The 22,486-nt window shown below is 65.9% G+C and carries 23 protein-coding genes; 11 read left to right on the top strand and 12 right to left on the bottom strand.

The features are described from left to right. Positions 1–170 precede the first annotated feature (170 nt). Together ACQR0Z_RS25015 and ACQR0Z_RS25020 are read left to right on the top strand one after the other, a co-directional pair. Positions 171–911, top strand: a complete 741-nt coding sequence (locus ACQR0Z_RS25015; protein WP_434920401.1) for a metallophosphoesterase family protein — start codon at positions 171–173, stop codon at positions 909–911. A 3-nt stretch (positions 912–914) separates the two neighbouring features. Then, positions 915–2,372, top strand: coding sequence for a serine/threonine protein kinase (locus tag ACQR0Z_RS25020; RefSeq protein ID WP_434920402.1), 1,458 nt, complete (start codon positions 915–917; stop codon positions 2,370–2,372). Between the two features lie 349 nt (positions 2,373–2,721). Here the strand turns inward: ACQR0Z_RS25020 and ACQR0Z_RS25025 are convergent, their stop codons facing one another. Genes ACQR0Z_RS25025 through rpe form a run of 4 tightly spaced genes read right to left on the bottom strand, consistent with a single transcriptional unit; the run spans position 2,722 to position 5,304 of the window. Next, positions 2,722–3,171, bottom strand: coding sequence for a hypothetical protein (locus ACQR0Z_RS25025; protein WP_434858501.1), 450 nt, complete (start codon positions 3,169–3,171; stop codon positions 2,722–2,724). Positions 3,172–3,225: 54 nt separating this feature from the next. Continuing rightward, positions 3,226–4,056, bottom strand: a complete 831-nt coding sequence (locus ACQR0Z_RS25030) for a bifunctional allantoicase/(S)-ureidoglycine aminohydrolase (protein WP_434858782.1) — start codon at positions 4,054–4,056, stop codon at positions 3,226–3,228. Between the two features lie 45 nt (positions 4,057–4,101). Further along, entirely contained in the window at positions 4,102–4,587 is a 486-nt protein-coding gene (locus ACQR0Z_RS25035; RefSeq protein WP_434858502.1) for an ureidoglycolate lyase, read from the bottom strand. A 15-nt stretch (positions 4,588–4,602) separates the two neighbouring features. Then, positions 4,603–5,304 (bottom strand): ribulose-phosphate 3-epimerase, encoded by a 702-nt coding sequence (gene rpe / locus ACQR0Z_RS25040; protein ID WP_009028548.1) that lies wholly within the window; start codon positions 5,302–5,304, stop codon positions 4,603–4,605. Positions 5,305–5,530: 226 nt separating this feature from the next. On the opposite strand from rpe, the gene ACQR0Z_RS25045 reads away from it, so the two are divergent. After that, positions 5,531–6,292: an EF-hand domain-containing protein gene (locus tag ACQR0Z_RS25045; protein WP_434920403.1), complete on the top strand. Its 762-nt coding sequence runs from the start codon at positions 5,531–5,533 to the stop codon at positions 6,290–6,292. A gap of 2 nt (positions 6,293–6,294) precedes the next feature. Here ACQR0Z_RS25045 and ACQR0Z_RS25050 read toward each other — a convergent pair whose 3' ends face one another. Then, a complete protein-coding gene (locus ACQR0Z_RS25050) occupies positions 6,295–7,293 on the bottom strand; it encodes a P1 family peptidase (RefSeq protein WP_434920404.1) in 999 nt (332 codons plus the stop codon). A 57-nt stretch (positions 7,294–7,350) separates the two neighbouring features. Beyond that, the gene (locus ACQR0Z_RS25055) at positions 7,351–10,125 is read right to left on the bottom strand and encodes a PAS domain S-box protein (protein WP_434920405.1); all 2,775 of its coding nucleotides are present in this window, start codon (positions 10,123–10,125) and stop codon (positions 7,351–7,353) included. A gap of 234 nt (positions 10,126–10,359) precedes the next feature. On the opposite strand from ACQR0Z_RS25055, the gene ACQR0Z_RS25060 reads away from it, so the two are divergent. Further along, positions 10,360–10,764, top strand: a complete 405-nt coding sequence (locus tag ACQR0Z_RS25060) for a response regulator (RefSeq protein WP_434920406.1) — start codon at positions 10,360–10,362, stop codon at positions 10,762–10,764. Positions 10,765–10,893: 129 nt separating this feature from the next. On the opposite strand, the gene ACQR0Z_RS25065 is transcribed toward ACQR0Z_RS25060, so the two are convergent. From ACQR0Z_RS25065 to ACQR0Z_RS25085, 5 genes are all read right to left on the bottom strand, one after another. Further along, positions 10,894–12,012 carry a branched-chain amino acid ABC transporter substrate-binding protein gene (locus tag ACQR0Z_RS25065; RefSeq protein WP_434920407.1) on the bottom strand — a complete coding sequence of 373 codons (1,119 nt, stop codon included), beginning with the start codon at positions 12,010–12,012 and terminating at the stop codon, positions 10,894–10,896. Positions 12,013–12,172: 160 nt separating this feature from the next. Beyond that, entirely contained in the window at positions 12,173–12,904 is a 732-nt protein-coding gene (locus ACQR0Z_RS25070; protein WP_434858508.1) for an ABC transporter ATP-binding protein, read from the bottom strand. After that, the gene (locus ACQR0Z_RS25075) at positions 12,901–13,734 is read right to left on the bottom strand and encodes an ABC transporter ATP-binding protein (protein WP_434858509.1); all 834 of its coding nucleotides are present in this window, start codon (positions 13,732–13,734) and stop codon (positions 12,901–12,903) included. Before ACQR0Z_RS25075 ends, ACQR0Z_RS25070 begins: the two co-directional genes overlap by 4 nt. Then, positions 13,731–15,071 (bottom strand): high-affinity branched-chain amino acid ABC transporter permease LivM, encoded by a 1,341-nt coding sequence (gene livM, locus ACQR0Z_RS25080; RefSeq protein ID WP_434858510.1) that lies wholly within the window; start codon positions 15,069–15,071, stop codon positions 13,731–13,733. The genes ACQR0Z_RS25075 and livM overlap by 4 nt, the downstream gene beginning before the upstream one ends. A 13-nt stretch (positions 15,072–15,084) precedes the next feature. Further along, complete coding sequence (locus tag ACQR0Z_RS25085) at positions 15,085–16,002, bottom strand: ABC transporter permease subunit (protein WP_434858511.1); 918 nt, start codon at positions 16,000–16,002, stop codon at positions 15,085–15,087. Positions 16,003–16,313: 311 nt separating this feature from the next. Between ACQR0Z_RS25085 and ACQR0Z_RS25090 the strand changes: the two genes are divergently transcribed. Both ACQR0Z_RS25090 and ACQR0Z_RS25095 read left to right on the top strand, forming a co-directional pair. Continuing rightward, positions 16,314–16,466: a hypothetical protein gene (locus ACQR0Z_RS25090; RefSeq protein ID WP_434858512.1), complete on the top strand. Its 153-nt coding sequence runs from the start codon at positions 16,314–16,316 to the stop codon at positions 16,464–16,466. A gap of 169 nt (positions 16,467–16,635) precedes the next feature. After that, on the top strand, positions 16,636–17,181 hold the full coding sequence (locus ACQR0Z_RS25095) for a hypothetical protein (protein WP_434920408.1): 546 nt from the start codon (positions 16,636–16,638) through the stop codon (positions 17,179–17,181). A gap of 10 nt (positions 17,182–17,191) precedes the next feature. Here ACQR0Z_RS25095 and pcaD read toward each other — a convergent pair whose 3' ends face one another. Next, positions 17,192–17,974 (bottom strand): 3-oxoadipate enol-lactonase, encoded by a 783-nt coding sequence (gene pcaD, locus ACQR0Z_RS25100; RefSeq protein ID WP_434920409.1) that lies wholly within the window; start codon positions 17,972–17,974, stop codon positions 17,192–17,194. Between the two features lie 232 nt (positions 17,975–18,206). Here pcaD and ACQR0Z_RS25105 point away from each other — a divergent pair, with 232 nt between their 5' ends. From ACQR0Z_RS25105 to ACQR0Z_RS25125, 5 genes are all read left to right on the top strand, one after another. Beyond that, complete coding sequence (locus tag ACQR0Z_RS25105) at positions 18,207–18,653, top strand: SRPBCC family protein (protein WP_006612358.1); 447 nt, start codon at positions 18,207–18,209, stop codon at positions 18,651–18,653. 131 nt (positions 18,654–18,784) lie between these two features. Continuing rightward, the gene (locus ACQR0Z_RS25110; RefSeq protein WP_006612357.1) at positions 18,785–19,270 is read left to right on the top strand and encodes a (2Fe-2S)-binding protein; all 486 of its coding nucleotides are present in this window, start codon (positions 18,785–18,787) and stop codon (positions 19,268–19,270) included. Positions 19,271–19,316: 46 nt separating this feature from the next. Then, positions 19,317–20,174, top strand: coding sequence for an FAD binding domain-containing protein (locus tag ACQR0Z_RS25115; protein WP_434920410.1), 858 nt, complete (start codon positions 19,317–19,319; stop codon positions 20,172–20,174). Between the two features lie 22 nt (positions 20,175–20,196). Then, positions 20,197–21,105: an AAA family ATPase gene (locus ACQR0Z_RS25120; RefSeq protein WP_434858516.1), complete on the top strand. Its 909-nt coding sequence runs from the start codon at positions 20,197–20,199 to the stop codon at positions 21,103–21,105. A 168-nt stretch (positions 21,106–21,273) separates the two neighbouring features. After that, positions 21,274–22,479, top strand: a complete 1,206-nt coding sequence (locus ACQR0Z_RS25125) for a vWA domain-containing protein (RefSeq protein WP_434858517.1) — start codon at positions 21,274–21,276, stop codon at positions 22,477–22,479. The last annotated feature ends 7 nt before the right edge of the window (positions 22,480–22,486 follow it).

Consider the following 22,486-nt stretch of genomic DNA (forward strand, 5'->3'; position numbering starts at 1 on the left):
GAGATGATGTCGGCGAGGAGGGCTTCGTCTGCGGACGTGAGGTCGTCTGGTCTTGGCATCCCGTTCATGCCTGTGAGCCCGAAAAAAGCGCTTGCTCCAGCTCGTCCGGTTTGATGTTGCTCAAACTCCGTGCGAAGCCCACCTGTACGGTGGGAAGCGGGAGGTCACGGGTGCTGCTGGCGATATTCACCGACATCCATGCCAATCGGCAGGCCTTCGCGGCCTGCCTGGAGGCGGCGCGCGCCCGTGGCGCCGAGCGCCTGATCTGTCTCGGCGACATCGTCGGCTATGGCGCCGACCCGGAATGGTCGGTCGACACGGTCATGGAGATCGTCGCCGAGGGCGGGCTCGCGGTGCGCGGCAATCACGACAATGCGGTGTCGACCTCGAGCGAGAGCATGAATGCCGAGGCGCAGGCGGCGATGGAATGGACGCGCGGCCGGCTCAGCGCCGAGCAGCGCCGCTTTCTCGCCGAGCTGCCGATGAGCGTCGGCGACGAGGACCGGCTGTTTGTGCATTCGGAGGCGTCGAGCCCGCCGCGCTGGCGCTACATCCAGAGCTCGGCCGACGCCGCACGCAGCATGATCGCGACCGAGGCGCAGGTGACGTTCTGCGGCCACATCCATCGGCCGGCGCTGTACTCGATGTCCGCGACTGCCAAGATGACGAGCTTCACGCCGACCGCGAACATGCCGATCCAGCTGTTGCGCGGCCGGCAATGGCTGGCCGTGGTCGGCTCGGTCGGCCAGCCGCGCGACGGCGATCCCGCGGCATCCTTCGTGACCTTCGAGACCAGAACGCGCGAGCTGACCTATTGCCGCGTGCCATACGATGTCGAGGCGGCGGCGCAGCGCATTCGCGACAACGGCCTGCCGCCCTGGCTGGCGCAGCGGCTTTCGATGGGGCGTTAGAGCATGGCGAGATCGAAGCTCCAGCCGGGCGTCGTGATCGACGGCTTCACGGTCGGCGACTGCGTGCATTCCGGCGGCATGGCGACGCTCTGGAGCGTCACGCGGCCGGACATCGACCGGCCCATCCTGATGAAGGTGCCGCGCGTCTCCGAGGGCGAGGACCCCGCGGCGATCGTCAGCTTCGAGATGGAGCAGATGATCCTGCCGAAACTGTCCGGTCCGCATGTGCCGGCGTGCTTCGGCACCGGCGATTTCGCCACCCAAGCCTATGTCGTGATCGAGCTGATCCCGGGCGAGACGCTGTACAAGCGGTTGCCCGAGCTGCCGCTGCCTTATGAGGAGGCGCGGGTGCTGGTGGCGAAGATCGCGACCGCGCTCGCGGATCTGCACCGGCAGCATGTCATCCATCACGACATCAAGCCGTCCAGCATCATGTTTCGCCCCTCGGGCGAGGCGGTGCTGATCGACTACGGCCTGTCCTGCCACAAGCATCTGCCGGACCTGCTGCAGGAGGAGTTCCGCCTGCCTTACGGCACCGCGCCCTACATGGCGCCGGAGCGCATGATGGGCACCCGCAGCGATCCGCGCAGCGACATCTTTTCGCTCGGCGTGCTCTTGTATTTCTTCACCACCGGCGTGCGGCCGTTCGGCGAGACCGAGACCCTGCGCGGCATGCGCCGCCGCCTCTGGCGCGATCCCTATCCGCCGCAGCAGCTCAAGCCGGACTATCCGCCGTGGCTGCAGGAGATCGTGCTGCGCTGCCTGGAGATCGAGCCGGTCTGGCGCTACCCGACTGCCGCGCAACTCGCCTTCGACCTCGGCAATCCCGACCAGGTCAAGCTGACCGCGCGCGCCGAGAAGCTCAAGCGCGATCCGATCACCACCGTGTGGCGCCGCCGCTTCAATCGCGGCCTGGTGCAGCCGGAGACCAAGCCGTCGGATGTCGCCGTGCAGATCGCCACCAGCCCGATCGTGGCGGTCGCGATCGACACCTCGGAAGGCGGCGAGGAGCTCAACGGCGCGCTGCGCGTCACCGCCGAGCGCATTCTCGCCACCCTGCCGTCGGCGCGGCTCGCCTGCGTCAACGTGCTCAAGCTCGGCCGCCTGACCATCGACCGCACCCTGGACGAGGCCGGCAACAACAAGCATATCGACCGCATGGTCGCGCTGAAGCACTGGGCGACGCCGCTGAAGCTCGACACCAGCCGCCTCACGGTGCACGTGCTCGAAGCCGTCGATCCCGCCGCCGCGCTCATCGAGTTCGCCGAGGTCAACCAGGTCGACCATATCATCATCGGCGCCCGCCGCGACTCCGTGCTGCGCTCGCTGCTCGGCAGCGTGTCGGCCAAGGTCGCCGCGGAGGCGGGCTGCACGGTGACAGTCGTGCGCACGCGCGCCGCTGCGCGCGAGGCGGATGAGGAGGATGATGAGGTGGCGGCGCAGGTTGCGTCAGGAGAGTGAGAAGCTGGATGACGATTTGCGTCGGGCATTTTTCTCGGTGGGACGCTTTTGCCTACATCGGCTGTTAGTTGGAGCCGAGCCTTCACCGCGACGGCAGTGCGCTCCCTCTCCCCGTTCTTACGGGGAGAGGGTTGGGGTGAGGGGCCGCGGCACGGGCAGTCTCAGCAGGGGCAAACGCGCGGGGAGTGTTCGTGGGGAGACCTGTACCCCTCACCCGGATTGCATCTTCGATGCAATCCGACCTGTCCCCGCCCTAGCGAAGCTTCGCTTCGCCCTGGCGGGGCGAGGTACACCGAGCGCTCCGCGATATGTTCGCGAGCCAACGATCGCTGCGGCAGATGACCGTCAATCAGAGCAGGACAAGGCTCAGCATGGAGCCGAGCCCGACGAGAAGGGCGAGCATCAAGGTCTTGAGTTCGACCAACTGCGAGCCGACGATTGGAGTCAGGCGACTCCTCAACTTCGCATGAAGCACGTATTTGGTGGGGGAATGCACATGGGTGATCGCCCATGTGCCGACGACCATCGCCGCGAACAGCAGCACAAGCAAACCCAGCTTGACAAAAGAGAGTTCCCAGCCGCGGGGCAGAGCGCCGAGATGCCCCATGATCACAAGAGCGACAAAGGCCGGCCAGATCGCAGCGGCCATCCCATAAAGGGCCATGACCAACAAAAACTCCGCCGCAGTATGCTCGCGCTGGAAGCCGCCGGTGAGATAGATGCCATGCACTTTTAAAACACAGTTGGCGATCACGCCAATGAGATATACGACTGCGACGATCTTGAATGCGGTTGACATTCGATATCCTGCCGTTTCCGAAGCACGGCACGTAACTCGGTGCTTCGCCGTCACTCACCGGAACGGCCGCAGCTTCATATGCCGGTTGGAGTCCTTGTACAGCAGGTAGCGGAAGCGGCCGGGGCCGCCGGCGTAGCAGGCCTGCGGGCAGAAGGCGCGCAGCCACATGAAGTCGCCGGCTTCGACCTCGACCCAGTCGCGGTTGAGCTTGTAGACCGCCTTGCCCTCGAGCACGTAGAGCCCGTGCTCCATCACATGCGTCTCCAGGAACGGGATCACCGCGCCCGGCTCGAAGGTCACGATGTTGACGTGCATGTCGTGCCGGACGTCAAGCGGATCGACGAAGCGGGTGGTGGCCCAGCGGCCGTCCGTGCCGGGCATCCCGACGGGCGCAATCGTTGCCTCGTTGGTCACGAAGGCCTCCGGCGCGGCGATGCCGGGGACGGCCTCATAGGCCTTGCGAATCCAGTGGAAGGTCGCGGGCGCCGCGCTGTCGTTCATCAGCGTCCATTTGCAGGACGGCGGCAGGAAGGCGTAGCCGCCCTTCGCGAGGCGATGCGTGGTGCCGGCGATGGTCAGCGCGATCTCACCGCCGACGACGAACAGAACGCCCTCGGCCTCTGGATCAGGCTCCGGCTGGGTGCTGCCGCCGCCGGGCGCGACCTCGACGATGTATTGCGAGAATGTCTCCGAGAAGCCGGAGAGGGGACGCGCGATCACCCAGGTCCGCGTCTTGTCCCAGAACGGCAGCGGCGAGGTGACGATGTCGCGCATCACGCCCTTGGGGATGACGGCATAGGCCTCGGTGAACACGGCGCGCCCCGTCAGCAGGTCGGTCTGCGGCGGGTGGCCGCCCTGCGGCACGAAGTAGTTCGGCTTGTCCATCATCGTCTCTCCTGCGCGCGGATCAGCGAATTCGCGCGACACCAGTCAGGGAATGCTCAGGAACAGCGGCTGGTCGAGCCACAGCTCCTCGAGATTGTCGGGGCTCATGCGATCGACCACCATGAAGCGCGAGGCGTCGTCGAACACCAGCAGCGGATGGTGCCAGACATTGCGGGCGTAGTTCACGCCCTGGCGGCCGGTGGCGGTGAAGGCCCGGTAGCTCGTGGCATCGCGCGGGTCGGCGCAGACCAGCACAAGCCAGGGCCGGTCCTGCAGCGGCATGAACAGCTGGGTGCCGAGCGGATGCCGCTCCATCAGCTTGATCTCGATCGGGCGCGGCCGCGGCTTCGCTTCGAACAGGCTGATGTTCACGGGGACGGCGCCGGACGTGACGTCGATCGCGGCGAGCCCGTTGCAGCGGCGGGCAAAGCCCTGATTGATCTCGATCAGAGCCGCGCCATCGATCTCGACGACGTCGCCGAAGGCGGCGAACGCGGCCTTGGTCAGCGGCTGCGGCGTGAGCATCTGCATGTGCCGTCGACCGCCTCAGATCGCTTCGCCGCGCGCGGACGCGGCGGCATCGCGGATCGCGGCGATGTTGCTGCGATAGGCTTCCGTCGTGCCGCCCTTGAACACGGCGGAGCCGGCGACGAAGGCGTTGGCCCCGGCGGCCGCGAGCGCGCCGGCATTGTCGCGGCCGACACCACCATCGACCTCGATATCGATCGGGCGGCCCGCGGTCATCGCGCGCAAATCCTGCACCTTGCCGATCGCCGACGAAATGAACGCCTGGCCGCCGAAGCCGGGGTTGACCGACATGATCAGCACGAGGTCGACGAGGTCGAGCACATATTCGATGACGTTGAGCGGCGTCGACGGATTGAGCGACACGCCGGCCTTCTTGCCGAGCGCGCGGATCGCCTGCAGCGAGCGATGCAGATGCGGCCCGGCCTCGGCATGCACCGTGATGTGGTCGCAGCCGGCCTTGGCGAAGGCCTCGAGGTAGGGATCGCACGGCGTGATCATCAGATGCGCGTCGAAGATCTTGGTGGTGTGCGGGCGCAGCGCCTTGATGACATCAGGGCCGTAGGAAATGTTCGGCACGAAATGCCCGTCCATCACGTCGAGATGGATCCAGTCGGCGCCGGCAGCATCCACCGCGCGCACCTCTTCGCCAAGCTTGGAGAAATCCGACGCCAGGATGGACGGCGCAATGACGAGCGGACGCGGCGTGAAGGACTGGGTCATGGGCATCTGTTCCAGGGCGTACGGGGATGTCGCCGTATCATGCAGGGGCGGCTGCGGCAACGCGAGCGGGAAAAATCTGCCGGGTGGGGCACGATGTGCCGGGTTCAGGCGACCGTAACATCGCGAAATATCCGGACATATCAGCGGTTTGCCGCTGGCATGGGGATTGCGAGAGCCGTGGGGAGATGTTCTGCCGCCTCGCGGGCGGTCTTGCGGGAGTTTCGCCATGTGGTTTGCACTTGGGGCCGCCTCGTCGGTCCTGGACAGCCTGCAGTCGATCGGCTCGACGAAGTCGGGGTCCGGCAAGTCGGGCGGCGGTCTGTTCAGCCTCGACAGCAAGGGAGCGGGCAGCTCCGGCAATTTCAGCCCGTGGTCGAGCTCGGGCAGCAGCAGCTCGGGGCAGATCGCGCCGGAGACGATGAACGCGCTGCTGGCGGCGCAGAGCCAGTCGGGCGCATCGGCGGGTGCGAACTCCTCGACCAATCCATTGCAGGATCTGTTCTCGCAGATCGACGGCGATGGCAATGGACAGATCAGCAAGTCCGAATTCGAGAATGCTCTTGGCGCCGGCGGCAGCAACGTCGCGAATGCCGACAAGGTGTTCGGCAAGCTCGACACCAACAGCGACGGCAGTGTCAGCATGGACGAGCTGTCCTCGGCGCTGCAGGGCGCCAAGGGCCGACGCGGCCATCACCATCAGCAGGCGGGTGCGGGTCAGGCGGGCAGCTCGGGGAACTTGTCGAGCGCGGGCGCCGATGCGCTGATGCAGGCGCTGTCGGGCGCGTCGAGCTCGTCGTCCACCAACAGCGATGGCTCAACGACGACCATCATCACTTACGCCGACGGCTCCAAGATGACGCTGATCGCGCCGGCGGCCACCACGGCCTCCAATACGGCTGCCGCGTCCTACAACGACATGATCGAGAAGCTGATGCAGAATCAGCCCAAGCTGCGGCCCGCCACATCGACGACGGCGGTGAGCGTGTAGGCTCAGCCGCCGAAGCGGTCCTGCCAGCATGGCAGGGCGCCTGCGAATGGCAGCCGCTTCGCATGATAGACGCCGCGCGCGATCGCGCGGGCCAGCACGTTCGCCGCGACCATGCCGAGCTCGCTCAGTTCGACCAGCGGCTCGACGGGCTTGGCGCAGGTCGCCGCCGCGAACACGATGTCGCCGTCGAGCGGCAGGTGCACCGGATAGATCGCGCGCGCCATGCCGGTCTGGGCGATCATCGCCAGCCGCTTCGCCTGCGCCTTGGTCAGGATGGCGTCGGTCACGACCAGGGTAATCGTGGTGTTCTCGGAGGCCGACGGGGCAGGGCCACCCTTGATGCGCATCGCCAGCATGTCCGGCGTGAAGCTGGCGGGCAGGCCGCGGCCGCCGAACTCGCCGTTCGCTTCGTAAGGCGCAGCCCAGAACCACGGGCCGTCGCCGACGGTCACGCAGCCTACCGCGTTCACGACCGCGATGGCCGCAACCTTGATGCCGCGGCTGGTCACGGCAGACGCCGATCCGAGACCGCCCTGCAGATTGGCCGTGGTGGCGCCGAGCCCGGCGCCGACGCTCCCCAGCGCAAACGTCGTGTCGGCCGCGGCCGCGGCGGCATAGCCGAGCTCGCGATACGGCGCGTAGCGGCCCCATTGCTTGTTGCCGCCGTTGAGCAAGTCGAACACGATGGCGCCTGGCACGATCGGAATCAGCGCGTCGCGCACGGCGAAGCCGCGGCCTTGCTCGGCGAGCCACGCCTGAATGCCGCTGGCGGCCTCCAGCCCGAATGCCGAGCCGCCGGACAGCGCGATCGCATCCACCCTCTCGACCGTATTGGCGGGGTCGAGCAGCGCGTCCTCGCGCACCCCGGGGCCGCCGCCGCGGATGTCGATCGCCGCCACGGCCGGCTGATCGAACAGGATCGCGGTCACGCCGGAGGCGAGCGACGCATCGTCGGCGTGGCCGACGCGAACGCCTGCGATGTCGGTGAGAAGATTCTGCACGGTCGCCCTCGGCTGCGGGTGATGAGGGCCGATGGATACCCCAGCCGCTCGGGCCGCTCAACGATCGAGCGCGATGCGGATCATCCGGGCAAGGTCCGGCTTGCGGTAGGGCTTGGCCAGCAGCAGCACGTTGGCGTCGAGGCGGCCATGGTGCACGATCGCATTTTCCGTATAGCCGGACGTAAACAATGTCTTCAGCGACGGCCGGCGCCCGCGGGCGGCATCCGCGAGCTGGCGGCCGTTCATGCTGCCCGGCATGATCACGTCGGTGAACAGCAGGTCGATCTCGGGATGGCGCTCCAGCACGTCGAGCGCTTCGGCCGCATTGGCGGCCGCAAGGGTCGTATAGCCAAGAGCCGCGACCTGGGCGAGCACGTGCTGGCGCACCAGCGGGTCGTCCTCGACGATCAGGATCGTCTCGTCGCCGCCGCGCAAATCCGTAACCTGCTGTCCTGTCTCCGCCACGGGCGCCGAGGTGGAGCGGGGCAGATAGAGCTTGATCGAGGTGCCATGGCCGACCTCGCTGTAGATCTTGATGTGGCCGCCGGACTGCTTGACGAACCCGAACACCATGCTGAGGCCAAGGCCCGTGCCCTTGCCGATGCCCTTGGTCGAGAAGAAGGGGTCGAAGACCTTTTCGAGATAAGCGGGCGGAATACCGCAGCCGGTATCGCTGACGGCGAGCATCACGTAGTCGCCGACGGCGACCTCGTTGTTGGCATTGGCGTAGTCCTCGTCGAGCACGACATTCGCGGTCTCGAAGGTCAGCTTGCCGCCTTCCGGCATCGCATCGCGGGCATTCAGCGCGAGGTTGACGATGGCGGTGGCGAGCTGGTTGGGATCTGCCAGCGCCGTACACGGATCTGTGCTGAGGATGCGCACGATCTCGATCTGCGCCCCGAGCGTGGGTCGCAACAGCGCCGCGGTCTCGTCCATCAAGGCGTTGACGTCGAGATCGACCGGTTGCAGCGGCTGCTTGCGCGCGAAGGCGAGCAGTTGCCGCGTGAGCTCGGCGCCACGGTCGGCGGAATCATCGATCAGCTTGGCGACCGATGCGAGTTCCGGGCGATCGGACACAGCATCGGCGATGATGCCGATGCTTCCCGTGATCACGGTGAGGATGTTGTTGAAGTCGTGGGCGACGCCGCCGGTGAGCTGGCCGACCGCCTCCATCTTCTGCGCCTGACGGATTTGCGCCTCGGCGGCGCGCTTCTCGGTGAGGTCGCGGCCGATGAAGAAGTGACGCTGCACCGGTTCCGACCAGCTTGCCATCCAGTTCAGGACGACGCCGCGCCCCTCCTTGTGCAGCAGCTGCGCCTCGAAATCGCGAACGTCCTGGCCGCGGCGGCAGAGCCGCATCTGCGTGCGAACGACCTCGAGCTCGGGCGGATACACGAAGTCGCTGGCGTTGCGGCCGACCATCTCCTCGGGCTCATAGCCCAGGATGGAGCGCGCGCTGGGGCTGACCTGCATCAGCTGACCATAGGAATTGGCGATCAGGATCAGGTCCTGCGACGTCTCGAAAATGCGGCGGCGCTCCTCGGTTTCCCGGGTCAGGGCCGTGCGGGTCCGCTTGGCTTCGGTGATGTCGCGCGCGACCTTGGAGGCGCCGATCACGGCGCCGCGCGCATCCAGGATCGGAGACACGCTGAGCGACACTTCGATCTGATGGCCGTCCTTGTGGCGGCGTACCGTTTCGTGGTGCTCGATCTTCTCGCCGCCGCCGATCCGTTCCAGGATGCGATCGACCTCGCTGCGCCGGTCCGGCGGCACGATCAGGCCGATGTCGTTGCCGAGAGCCTCGTCGGAGGCATAGCCGAACAGCTGCTCGGCGGCACGGTTCCAGGAGGTGATCTTGCCGTGCAGGGTCAGCGTGATGATGGCGTCGTTGGAGGATTCCACCACGGCACTGAACAGACGCTCGCGTGCGATGAATCGCGCACGCTCGCTTTCGCTCTGCCGGCGCTGCCGCTGCAGGAGACGCGTCAGCTTCGCCTGCAGCCCGACATTGTCAGCGAGCAGCACGCCGAGCACGAAGCTCGCGGCCAGCAGCCCGTAGAAGCGGCCCGCATAGTAGCCGAGGTCGAAGCGGGATGCGTTGAGCAGCGACGACAGCGACAGATCGAACAGCCAGGCGCACAGTACGACCATGACCCAGAGGTCGAGAATGCTGTGCGGCCGGCGCGAGGCGAGCACCACCAGGGCAACGGTTGTCACGCACCAGATCGCGCCCACCGCAACCTTCAGTTCCAGCGTGGCGGTTCCACCTGTCAGCAACTGCGGCAGCGCTGCGTCGAAGGTGATGACGCCCCAGGTCAGAGCTCCGAGCGCGAGGGCCACGCCGCCGACGGCCACCGAGAGCGACGTCGCCAGCGAACGAACGGGCGTGAACTGGCGGCGGTCGTGCAGCGCATAGATTAGCACGAAGAGCGGAAATCCGCCGTGCCAGATCATGTAGATCCATACCGCTGTCTGCGAACCGGCTCCGAGCAGTCCGGTCGGCGAATACAGACCCGGAAAGACCAGCGTGTGCAGCAATGCCGCGGGCGCGGTGAACAGGTAGCCGGAGGCCAGCCACAGCAGCGACCGCGAGCGCATGAGGACAAACTGGGAGAACAGCAGAAATGCGGTGATGGCGTCGTTGAGGGCCAGCGCGGATTGATAGCTCGCGATGAACGCCGGGATCGCCGTCAGCTGCAGCTTGGCAAAGGGGGCGGCGACGGCAAACAGCACCCCGGACATGGCAACCGCGACGAGCGCCGCGAGTTGGTCTCGGCGCGTGGCAAGGGAGGTCGACAGAAGGACGTCGCGGTGATCCTCGTTGCTTGGCATCTCCAGGGTCCTGCGCAGCCGGCGTCAAGCGCGAGATCACTGCTGCGACTGATGCGCGAAAATGGCGGAAAGTCTAATTAAGGTTGTGTGGTGCCGGATCGAAACGTTATGTAGAATGAGTCGAGAGTTGGAGTAACTGCACCTTTACCGCGACTGAGATAAATATACCCATAGTTGTACCTGATTTCTTTTTATGTTGTAGGCTGTCCAACAGAAAAATTTCTGGAGAAGTTGATGCCACGAATTCTTGTGGTCGACGATCAGAAGGACGTGCGGACCATGATCAGCATGGTGCTGCGCGTCAATCAGTTCGAGGTGGTCGAGGCGGGAACCGCCACGGCCGGACTCCAGTTGTTCCGTGAGCAGGCTTTCGACGCCGTGATCGTCGACATCTATCTCGACGATACCAACGGACTCGATCTCGTCAGCAGCATGCGCGCGCTGGTTCCCGATTTGCCGGTGGTGGCGGTGTCCGGGATGAGTGCCTTCGACGGTGCGTCGATGTCGGAGGAACTGACACGTGTGGTGTATCTGCAGAAGCCGTTCCGTCCCGCCGAGCTGACGCGGGCGGTCGAAATGGCCCGCTCGGCGGTCGCCGGCAAGAGCGAAGCAGTCTCGCTCTCGGCCTGCGCCGGCTGAGCCGGTCCGCGCATGCCCTGAACGACGCGGCACGGCTGCGCAGTCGGGAAGGTGACTCAACAAAACGCCCCGGTCTTCGACCGGGGCGTTCGTGTTTTCGGTATTACAGAGATCGAGACCGGACGCCGATCAGGAACCCTTGCCGCCGAGCTCGGCGTAGGCGCCCTTGGCGTCCCACTTGTAGACGACGTAGTCGATCTGCTTGATGTCGCCCTTGGCGTCGAAGCCGAGCTTGCCGAGCACCGTGTCCCACTCGCCGGCCTTGATGGTGTCCATCACCTTCTTGGCGTCGGTGGTGTTGGCCTTCTTCACGGCCTGCGACCAGACCTGGATGGCGGCGTAGGTGTAGAGCGTGTAGCCCTCGGGGTCGATGTTCTTGGCCTTGAACTTCTCGACGATCGCCTTCGCGGTCGGCTTGTTGCGCGGCTCGGGGCCGAAGGTGAACAGCGTGCCTTCGGCGGCCGGGCCGGTGATCGACGCGAATTCCTTGTCGTTCATCGCATCGCCCGCCATCAGGATGGTCTTGAGGCCCTGATCGCGCATCTGGCGCAGGATCAAGCCGGCTTCCTGATGATAGCCGCCGACATAGACGAGGTCGATGTTCTCACGCTTCAGGCGCGACACGATCGCGTTGAAGTCCTTGTCGCCCTTGTTGTACGACTCGAACATCTTCTCGGTGACGCCGGCCTTGTTGAGCGCCTTCTTGGTCTCGTCTGCGAGACCCTTGCCGTAGGTGGTCTTGTCGTTGAGGATCGCGATGTTCTTGCCCTTGAAGTTCTTCGCGATGTAGTTGGCGGCGACGAGGCCCTGCTGATCGTCACGGCCGCAGACGCGCGCCACGTTCCACAGCTTGCGCTCGGTGAACAGCGGGTTGGTCGAAGCCGGGGTGATCTGCAGCACGTTGCTGTCGGCATAGGCCTCGGAGGCCGGGATCGACGACGACGAGCAGAAATGGCCGGCGACGAACGGAATGCCGGAGCCGGCGAGCTTCTCGGCGACCGAGCGGGCCTGCTTCGGATCGCAGGCGTCGTCACCCACCTGCAAAGCGAGCTTCTTGCCGAGCACGCCGCCTGCAGCATTGAGATCGGCGATCGCCATCTCGGCGCCGTTCTGCATCTGGCGGCCGAAGGCCGACTCGCCGCCGGTCATCGGGCCGGCCACGGCGATGGTGATGTCTTCGGCGTAGGCGGCGGTCGAGAGCGCAAGCGACGCGCCCAGCGCCAGACCAATGAGTTTGAGTGGTTTCATGAGAAATCCTCACAGGGGGTAGGTCGACATGGAAATGGCCCGAACGGTGGGCCGCAGACCGCGCGCATTGTGGCTGATTTTCCGCCGAAGTCACCGCAAAATTTCGGGGAGACCGACGAAGGGCTAAGGCCATTTCGGCCGGGATTTTCGACCCCGGCCTTCAGTGGCGGCCGCCCTCCAGATAGGCCGCGCGGATCTCGGGGCGCTGCAGCAGCTCGGAGCCGGTACCCGACAGGGTGATCATGCCGTTGACCAGCACGTAGCCGCGATGGGCGAGCTTGAGCGCGTGATTGGCGTTCTGCTCGACGATCAGGACGGTCAGTCCGTCCTGGCGGTTGAGCGTCCGGATCGCGTCAAAAATCTGTCGTGCGATCAGCGGGGCGAGCCCGAGCGAGGGCTCGTCGAGCAGCAGCAGCCGCGGCCGGCTCATCAACGCGCGGCCGATCGCCAGCATCTGCTGCTCGCCGCCGGACAGCGTGCCGCCGCGCTGCTCGAAGCGTTCCTTCAGCCGCGGAAACAGCGCGAACACGCGCTCCAGCGTATCGGCGCGCTGCGCCTCAGTGGTGTCGCCGGCGTCTGCGCCCATCTGCAGATTTTCCGCAACGCTCATGCGCGGGAAGATGCGGCGGCCTTCCGGCGACTGCGCGATCTTGAGCCGAGCGATCAGGTGCGTCGGCACCTGGGTGATGTCATGGCCGTCATAGACGATATGGCCGGAGCTCGCCCGCGGGCGGCCGAAGATCGACATCATCAGCGTCGACTTGCCGGCGCCGTTGGCACCGATCAGGGCGACGATTTCGCCAGCCTTGATGTCAAGGTCGACGCCCTTCAGCGCTTCGATCTTGCCATAGGACGCGCGCAAATTCTGGATCTGGAGGAGGGACGCGCTCACGCCTCGGCCTCCATCACCGCTGCGGCCTCTTCCTCATCGGTGCCGAGATAGGCGGCGATCACCTTGGGATCGTCACGGATCTCGCGCGGCGTGCCCTCCGCGATCTTGACGCCGTAGTCCATCACCACGACGCGGTCGGAGATTTCCATGACGACGCTCATGTCATGCTCGATCAGGAGGATCGAGGTGGCGTGGTCGCTGCGGATCGACAGCAGGAGCTCGCTCAACGCCGCGCTTTCGCGCGCGTTGAGGCCCGCGGCCGGCTCGTCGAGGCAGAGCAGGGCGGGGCCGGTGCACATCGCGCGCGCGATCTCGAGGCGGCGCTGATCGCCATAGGCGAGGTTGCCGGCGGCGTCGTCGGCGCGGTCGATCAGGCCGACGCGCTTCAGCCAGAACACGGCATTGTCGATCGCGCTCTGCTCGGCCGCGCGCCAGGAGGGGACGCCGAGCAAGCCGAGCAGGGTCAGGCCGGACGCCTTCATCAAGGCGTTGTGCTGGGCGACCATCAGGTTCTCCAGCGCCGTCATGCCGGGAAACAGCCGGATGTTCTGGAAGGTGCGCGCCACCTTGGCCTGCTTGGAGATGTTGAAGTCCTTCAGCTTCTGCATCTCGAATTGCGTGCCGTCGTCATGCGTCAGGCGGATCACGCCCGAGGTCGGTTTGTAGAAGCCGGTGATGCAGTTGAACACGGTGGTCTTGCCGGCGCCGTTGGGGCCGATCAGCGCCGTGATCTGCTGGCGCTGCGCGGTGAACGACAGCGCGTTGACGGCGACGATGCCGCCGAAGCGCATGGTGAGGTTCTCGAGCGTGAGAATGGGAGCTGAGCTCATCCGTGGCCTTCCTTGACGAGGTCCGAGGAGATGCTCTTCGATTTTTCCAGGAACACGGTGGGCGCGCGATGGCCGACGATGCCGCGCGGCCGCCAGATCATGATCAGCACCATGGCGAGGCCGAACACCAGCATGCGGTAGACCTCGAGGCTGCGGAACAGCTCGAAGCCGCCGATCATGGCGAGCGCGGCCAGCGCGACGCCGAGCTGCGAGCCCATGCCGCCGAGCACGACGATGGCGAGCACCAGCGCCGATTCCTGGAAGGTGAAGGATTCGGGGCTGATGAAGCCCTGGCGGGTGGCGAAGAAGGCGCCGGCGAAGCCGCCGAACATGGCGCCGGTGGCGAACGCCGTCAGCTTGGTCGTCGTGATGTTGATGCCGAGCGCGCGGCAGGCGACCTCGTCCTCGCGCAGCGCTTCCCAGGCACGACCAATCGGCAGCCGGCGCAGCCGGATCGTGACCCAGTTGGTGAGCAGCGCCAGCGCCAGGATCAGATAGAACAGGAACACGATGCGATGGGTCGGCGAGAACGGGATGCCGAGCATCGCAGCAAGCCCGCCCTCACCGGGAGCGAGCGGAATGCCGAACAGGGTCGGACGCGGAATGCCGGAGATGCCGTTGGGGCCGCCGGTGACGTCCTGCCAGTTGATCAGCACCAGGCGGATGATCTCGCCGAACGCCAGCGTGACGATGGCGAGATAATCGCCGCGCAGCCGCAGCACGGGGAAGCCGAGCAGCACGCCCCAGAACGCGGCGAGGATGCCGGCGAGCGGCAGGCAGATCCAGAACGACAGGCCGAAAGTGGTCGAGAGCAGCCCGTAGGAATAGGCGCCGACCGCGTAGAAGGCGACATAGCCGAGGTCGAGCAGGCCGGCGAGGCCGACCACCACGTTGAGACCCCAGCCGAGCATGACATAGGTCAGGACGAGGATGCCGAGGTCGAGGATGTAGCGCTGATTGTAGAAGATCACCGGCACGAGGAAGGTGAAGATCAGCAGCGCCGGCGCGAGATAGCGGGCAGCGACCGACATGCCGCTCTGCACTGACGACGGCACGAAGCTGCCGAGACCGCCGCGCGGGCCGAGCCACATTCTCAGCAGCTCGACAACGATCGAGCCGACGAACACCGCGCCGACGAGGCTCGCGAGCTCGCCGAACCGGGTCCAATATTCCAGCTGGCCGCTCTGGCCGGCCTCGGTGCGGACGCCGACCATCAGCGAGAACAGGCCGAGCGCGACCAGCGCGCTGAGGACCGCTTTCTTGAGGATGAAGGCGGCTCCGACGGGCTCGGAGCCATTCGACGGGACAGGCGAAGATGATGGAAGAGACGCGCTCACACGGGCTCCGTCGTCAGACTTTTTCGACTTCGGGACGGCCGAGGAGGCCGGTCGGCATGAAGATCAGCACCACGATCAGGATCGAGAACGCCGCGACGTCCTTGTACTCGACCGAGAAATAGGCCGACCAGAACGTCTCGATCAGGCCGATCGCAAGACCGCCGAGCATCGCGCCGGGCAGTGAGCCGATGCCGCCGAGCACGGCCGCAGTGAACGCCTTGATGCCGGCGACGAAGCCCATGAAGAAATCGACCAGGCCGTAGTACAGCAGGTACATCATGCCGGCGACGGCGGCGAGCGCGGCGCCGATCACGAACGTCATGGAGATGGTGCGGTCGACATCGACGCCGAGCAGCGCCGCCATGGTCTGGTCCTGCTCGCAGGCGCGCATGTCGCGGCCGAGCCGGGTGCGCGACACCAGCCACGTGAACAGCGCGAGCAACACGATCGTGGTGATCACCACGACGATCTGGATGTTGGAGAGCTGCACGACGAAGCCGCTGTCACCCTCGTGCAGCGTGTAGCCGCCGGTGATGATCGGCGGCACCGGCTTGACGCGCGCGCCCTGCGAGACCTGAGAGAAGTTGGTCAGCACGAACGACATGCCGATCGCCGACAGCATCGGCGCCAGGCGGAAGGAGTGGCGCAGCGGCCGATAGGCGATGCGCTCGATGGTCCAGCCATACAGCGCAGTGATCGCCATCGAGACCAGCAGCACGATCAGCAGGATGACGGGAACCGCGGTCAGGCCGATCGACACCAGCACCAGGAACGAGATCAGCGCGATGAAGCCGCCGATCATGAAGACGTCGCCATGAGCGAAGTTGATCATGCCGACGATGCCGTAGACCATGGTGTAGCCGATGGCGATCAGGCCGTAGATCGAGCCGAGCACGAGGCCGTTGATGAGCTGCTGCGCGAAATAATCCATGAACTGCCGTTTTGAGACTGTCGATACTCGTTCGCAACGCGGCGGGGACCTCGCGGGCGGGTGTTGGTATTCCTCCACACCCGCGGCCGCAGGCAACGCGTCCTGGAGTACTAACAGCTAGGAACCGTCTGCCGCAACAGCGTGCAGTGCCACAATTGCGGGCTTATCCCGCCTGCTTTGATGGCTGGTTCCGCGGCCATGATTTCGCCCGATGCCCGAGTGTCGCCTGATGCCGGCAAAATGCAGCGAGAGGCAACGCGAACCCCGGTTCCCGCATTGGTTGTCATTGCAGCGTCACCGAGGAGACCCGCATGAGCAGCCTGACGGACAAGAACCAGGGCCACCAGAACCCCGGCCAGAATCAGCAGGGGCAGACCAGCGGCAAGCCGCTCAGCCAGGACCAGGGGCAGGAGGGGGCCCAGCGTCCACAGGAGAAGCCGCCAGGCCAGGATCGTGGCGGCTGAAGGCCGTTGCCGTCGGTGGACCCGCCAGCGGTCCTTACCGCCTTTGGCCCTCCGCCTGGGCGCCCGTTAAGGTAAACAAAGGGTTTAAATTGCCCGCTGCATTTGCCGCGCGTTAGCTCGTCTGGAACTCGCCATGCCGGCGGGGGACGGGACGTAGAGGCGGGCGAGCATGATCAAGAACATTGTGATCAGGAACTGGCGGCTGAGCTGCGTCAATGGCGTGCTGCTGGCCCTGTATTTCGTCCCGGTCTGGACGACTGTGGCCTTCCAGATCATGGTGTCGCCGATCCAGGGGCTGTTCGCGCGGCCAAATATCGCCGTGGCGCTGTTCATCAGCGACCATTTGCATCTGTCCGCGATCGACACGGTCCGCGCCGCCTGGCTGCTCGCCCTGGCGCGACTGACGGTCGCAGGTTTCTTCGCGATGTTCCTGGTGCTGATCCTCGTGCCGCGGGTGCGAAAGGTCGCGGGCTATGTCGAGTCGCTATCGATCGGGCTTGGTCTCGGCAGCATCCTGGCGTTCACCAGCATGATCCTGGCGTCCCAGGTCGGGGAGACCCAGGCACTGCGTCTGCATGCCACGGAGCTGCTGATGCTGCTGGGGACCGCGATCGTCATGCTCGTGGAGAAGCCGGCGACGCCGGCTAATTCGTCCGACGAGGCGTGTGCCATGCCGGCGCTGGACGTCGAGCGCGCGGCGCAGCCCAGCAGCTAGTTTCCTTTGATCAGCGCTGGGTCAGGAAGCCCAGCACGGCGTCGTTGAACGGGCCGGCCGCCTCGACATTCGAGATGTGCGCGGCGTCGACGATGGTCATGCTGGCGCCGGGAATACGGCTGCGAATCGCTTCCGCCATGTTGATAGGCGTCGATTTGTCGTAGCGGCCGGCCACGACCAAAGTCGGGCTCTTGATGCCAGGGAGATCCTCGCGCAGGTCGAGCGCGCGCAGCGCCGCGCAGCTGGCGAGATAGCCCTCGACCGGCGTGGCGAGCAGCATGGCCTTCATCCGGTCGGCAACCTCGGGATTGCGCTCGCGGAACTCCTGCGTCAGCCAGCCGGCAATCACGGTGTCGGCGATTCCGGAGAGACCCCCCTCCGTGACGGCCTTGATTCGCGCGTCCCAGATCGCCGGATCGGGGTAGTAGCAGGTGGTATTCGCGAGCACGATCTTGCCGAGACGCTCGGGGGCGTGCGCGGCCAGCCACTGGCCGACCATGCCGCCCATCGACACCCCGCACCAGTGCACCTTGTCGATGTTCAGATCGTCCAGAATCGCGATCGCATCGCGGCCGAAGCGCTCGATCGAGTAGGGCCCGGGGGCGACCGTCGACTTGCCATGGCCGCGCCGGTCATAGCGGATGACGCGAAAGACCTGCGTGAAGGCACGCATCTGCGGCTCCCACATCTGCAGGGTCGAGCCCAGTGAGTTCGACAGCATCAGGGTCGGCCCGCCGTCGCGGCCCTCGACGGTGACGTTCAACAGACAACCGTCGGCATCGATCATCGGCATGGGCGCAATCCTTGTCGCAGGCGGCGGTCAACGCCGGAGGAATCGTGCAGATTTGATGGCGAACTAACCATTGCGGGCGCCGTCTGCCAATCAAAACCCGCCGGCCGGGAGACCCGGAATGCTGCGGTGCTCCCGCTTTTCTGCAACGCTTGACGGCGCTGCTTGCCCTTCCTTTTGGGCGTTCGGTGCTTTACTTGAATGCCTCTAACCGCGCCAATCCGGGGGAATGCTCATGGCAATGACGATGACGGGCGAGGTCCAGCTGGCGGCTCCGCGTGAGGCCGTCTGGGCCAAGCTGAACGATCCTGAGGTGCTCAAGGCCTGCATCCCCGGCTGCGAGGAGCTGGAGAAGACCGAGGATGGCGGCTTCCGTGCCGTCGCCAAGATGAAGGTCGGACCGGTATCCGCGCGCTTCAAGGGCAAGGTCACCTTGAGCGATCTCGATCCGCCGAACGGCTACAAGATCTCCGGCGAGGGCGAGGGCGGTGTCGCCGGATTCGCCAAGGGCGGCGCGGTCGTCGGCCTGGCGGAGAAGGATGGCGGCACGCTGCTGAGCTACAATGTCGACGCGCAGATCGGCGGCAAGCTGGCGCAGCTCGGCCAGCGCCTGATCAACGGCGCGGCCAAGAAGCTCGCCGATGAATTCTTCGCGAACTTCGCCAAGGCCGTTCAAGGCTGACCGCAACCGACCCATGCGCTGTCCGGGGCGAGGTTGCCCGTCGCGGAGAGCGTCAATATGATGGTTTTCGACCGATTTTTGCTGGGCTGCGCTGCAGTGCAACGCTGTGCGCGGAATATAGAGAGTCCTGAATGGCCAAGATTTCCATGATTGTGAACGGTAATCCCGTCACGGCGAATGTCGACCCGCGGACGCTGCTGGTGCAGTTCCTGCGCGAAAATCTGCGCCTCACCGGCACCCATGTCGGCTGCGACACCTCGCAGTGCGGCGCCTGCGTCGTGCATCTCGACGGCAAGGCGGTGAAGTCCTGCACGACGCTCGCGGTGATGGCCGACGGTCACGAGGTCCGCACCATCGAAGGTCTCGCCGCAGACGGCGCGCCGCTGCATCCGATGCAGGAGGCCTTCCGCGAGCACCATGGTCTGCAGTGCGGCTTCTGCACGCCGGGCATGATCATGACCGCTGTCGATCTCGTCCACCGCAAGGGCCACGAGCTCAGCGAGGAGACGATTCGCGAGGAGCTCGAAGGCAATCTCTGCCGCTGCACCGGCTATCAGAACATCGTGCAGTCCATTGCTGCCGGCGCCAAGGCGATGGCCAAATCGGACCTCGCCTAACAGCCGGACCCCGCCTCAGCCGCCCGCCGCGACAGGACATTTCCCCATGTACGAATTCAAATATCACCGGCCGGCCACCGTGCGCCAGGCCGCGAATCTCCTCACCAAAAACGAGGACGCCAAGCTGGTCGCCGGCGGTCACACGCTGGTGCCCGTCATGAAGCAGCGGCTCGCCAGCCCGCCGCATCTCGTCGACCTTTCGCATGTCGAAGGTCTGGACACGATCGAGGTCAAGGGCCGCAACCTCGTGATCGGCGCGATGGCGCGCCATGCTGACGTCGCGAACTCCGCCACGGTCGGCGAGGCGATTCCGGCGCTCGCGCATCTGGCCAGCCTGATCGGCGACCCCGCCGTGCGTCATCGCGGCACGATCGGCGGCTCGATCGCCAACAACGATCCGACGGCGGACTATCCGGCAGCGTGCCTCGCGCTTGGCGCGACCATCGTCACCAACAAGCGCAAGCTGAAGGCCGAAGAGTTCTTCCAGGGCCTGTTCACGACCGCGCTGGAGCCGGATGAGATCATCACCAAGGTGAGCTTCCCGCTGGCGAAGAAGGCCGCTTACGTCAAATTCCGCAACCAGGCTTCGCGCTACGCGCTGGTCGGCGTGTTCGTCGCCCGCCGTCCGTCGGACGTGCGCGTCGCCGTCACCGGCGCTGGCGGCAACGGCGTATTCCGCGTCACCGCCTTCGAGGAAGCGCTGCAGAAGCGCTTTTCGCCGAAGGTGCTGGAGGGCATCCCGGTCGCGGCCGAGGGCCTCAACAGCGACATCCACGGCAGCGCCGAATATCGCGCCCACCTGATCGGCGTGCTCGCGCGCCGCGCGGTCGATGCCGCCAATGCCGAGGCCAAGGCCTCGACGGCGTCGGACGGAGCCGCCGAGCCCGACGCTCCGGCGTCGTGACGTCGAAGGAAGCGGTCTCGCCATGAGTGCTCCGGCTCTGCCAGCATCGGTCGATGCGATGCTCGAATTGTTGTCGTCGCGCGGCTATCTGGCCGAGCGATCGCTGGCGACGGTGACCTATCTGTCGCTGCGCATGGGCCGGCCGCTGTTTCTCGAAGGCGAGGCCGGCGTCGGCAAGACCGAGATCGCGAAGGTTCTGTCGGCGGCGCTCGGCCGCAAGCTGATCCGCCTGCAATGCTACGAGGGTCTCGACGTCGCGTCCGCCGTCTATGAGTGGAATTCGGCGGCGCAGATGATCGCGATCCGGCTGGCGGAAGCCGGCGGCGACGTCGACCGCGACCAGTTGTCATCGGACATCTTCGCCGACCGCTACCTGATCAAGCGCCCGCTGCTGCAGGCGCTGGAGCCCGATGTCGCCGGCGCCCCGGTGCTCTTGATCGACGAGCTCGACCGTGCCGACGAGGCCTTCGAGGCCTATCTGCTCGAGATCCTCTCCGACTTCCAGGTCACGATCCCCGAGTTCGGCACCGTCAAGGCGCCGCATCCGCCGATCGTCATCATTACCTCCAACCGCACCCGCGAGATCCACGACGCGCTGAAGCGGCGCTGTCTGTATCACTGGGTCGACTATCCCTCCGCCGAGCGCGAGCTCGCGATCGTCAAGACGCGGCTGCCCGGCATCTCGCAGCGGCTGTCGCAGCAGATCGTGCGTTTCGTGCAGGCCCTGCGCGACCAGGATTTCTACAAGTCGCCGGGCGTGGCCGAGACACTGGACTGGGCCACCGCGCTGACCGAGCTCGATGCGCGCTCGCTCAATGCCGAAGTCGTCGGCGATACGCTGGGCGCGCTGCTGAAGTATCAGGACGACATCGCCCGCATGCAGGGCGACGCGTTGAACAAGGTGATCAAGGACGCGACCAGCGAGACGTAGGTCCCGCTGGTGCCTCAAACAACGGTCGTCATTCCGGGATGCGTGCGCAGCACGCAGGCCCGGAATCCATAACCACGATCGTGAGTATGGATTCCGGGCTCGCCATTCGGGCGCCCCGGAATGACGGCCTCAAGTTGAGGCGCGTCTGGACTTCGAGGGGATCAGGCCATGCCCACCAGCATCAATCACCTCGCGCCGCCGACCGGCGGCATCGCCGATAACATCGCAGGCTTTGCGCGAGCGCTCCGCGCCGCTGGTCTGCCCGTCGGGCCGGGCGCCGTCATCGACGCCATGACCGCGCTCGAGGTCATCGACATCGGCAAGCGTCCCGACGTCTTCACCACGCTGGAATCGATCTTCGTCAAGCGCCACGAGCATGCGCTGATCTTCGCCCAGGCCTTCGACCTGTTCTTCCGCCCCGCCGAGGAATGGAAGTCGATGCTGGATTCGGTGCCGCTGCCGGATCACGCCAAGAAGAAGCCGCCGCCGGCCTCGCGCCGCGTCCAGGAGGCGATGTCGCAGCCGCAGATGCATGAGGAGCCGAAGGCGCAGGAGCAGGACCTGCGGCTGTCGGTGTCCGACCGCGAGGTGCTGCAGAAGAAGGACTTTGCGCAGATGAGCGCTGCGGAGATCGCCGAGGTGGCGCGCGCCATCGCCAAGATGCGGCTGCCGCAGGCCGAGCTGAAGACCCGCCGCCACACCACAGATCCGCGCGGCCACCGTATCGACATGCGCAAGACCCTGCGCCAGGCGCTGCGCACCGAGGGCGAGATCATCAACTTCCATCGTCTCGGGCGAATCGAGAAGCCGGCGCCGATCGTGGCGCTGCTCGACATTTCCGGCTCGATGAGCGAGTACACGCGGCTGTTCCTGCATTTCCTGCATGCCATCACCGACGCGCGCAAGCGCGTCTCGGTGTTCCTGTTCGGCACGCGTCTGACCAATGTCACGCGCGCGTTGCGGCAGCGCGATCCCGACGAGGCGCTGGCGAGCTGCTCGGCCAATGTCGAGGACTGGGCCGGTGGCACCCGGATCGCGACCTCGCTCGAGACCTTCAACAAGCAATGGGCGCGGCGCGTGCTCGGGCAGGGCGCCATCGTGCTCTTGATCTCCGACGGGTTGGAGCGCGAGGCCGATAGCAAGCTCGCCTTCGAGATGGACCGGCTGCACCGCTCCTGCCGGAGGCTGATCTGGCTGAACCCGCTGCTGCGCTATTCCGGCTTCGAGGCCAAGGCGCAGGGCATCAAAACCATGCTGCCTCACGTTGACGAATTCCGCCCCGTACATAACTTGACGTCGATCGAGACCCTGATCTCGGCGCTGTCGGCGCCGCTGCCGCCGCATCAGCGTAGCGCCATCCGGCCTGCCGCCTGATCAGTCC

Origin of the sequence: Bradyrhizobium sp. HKCCYLS3077 (assembly GCF_051167555.1) — a bacterium.
Lineage (GTDB): Bacteria > Pseudomonadota > Alphaproteobacteria > Rhizobiales > Xanthobacteraceae > Bradyrhizobium.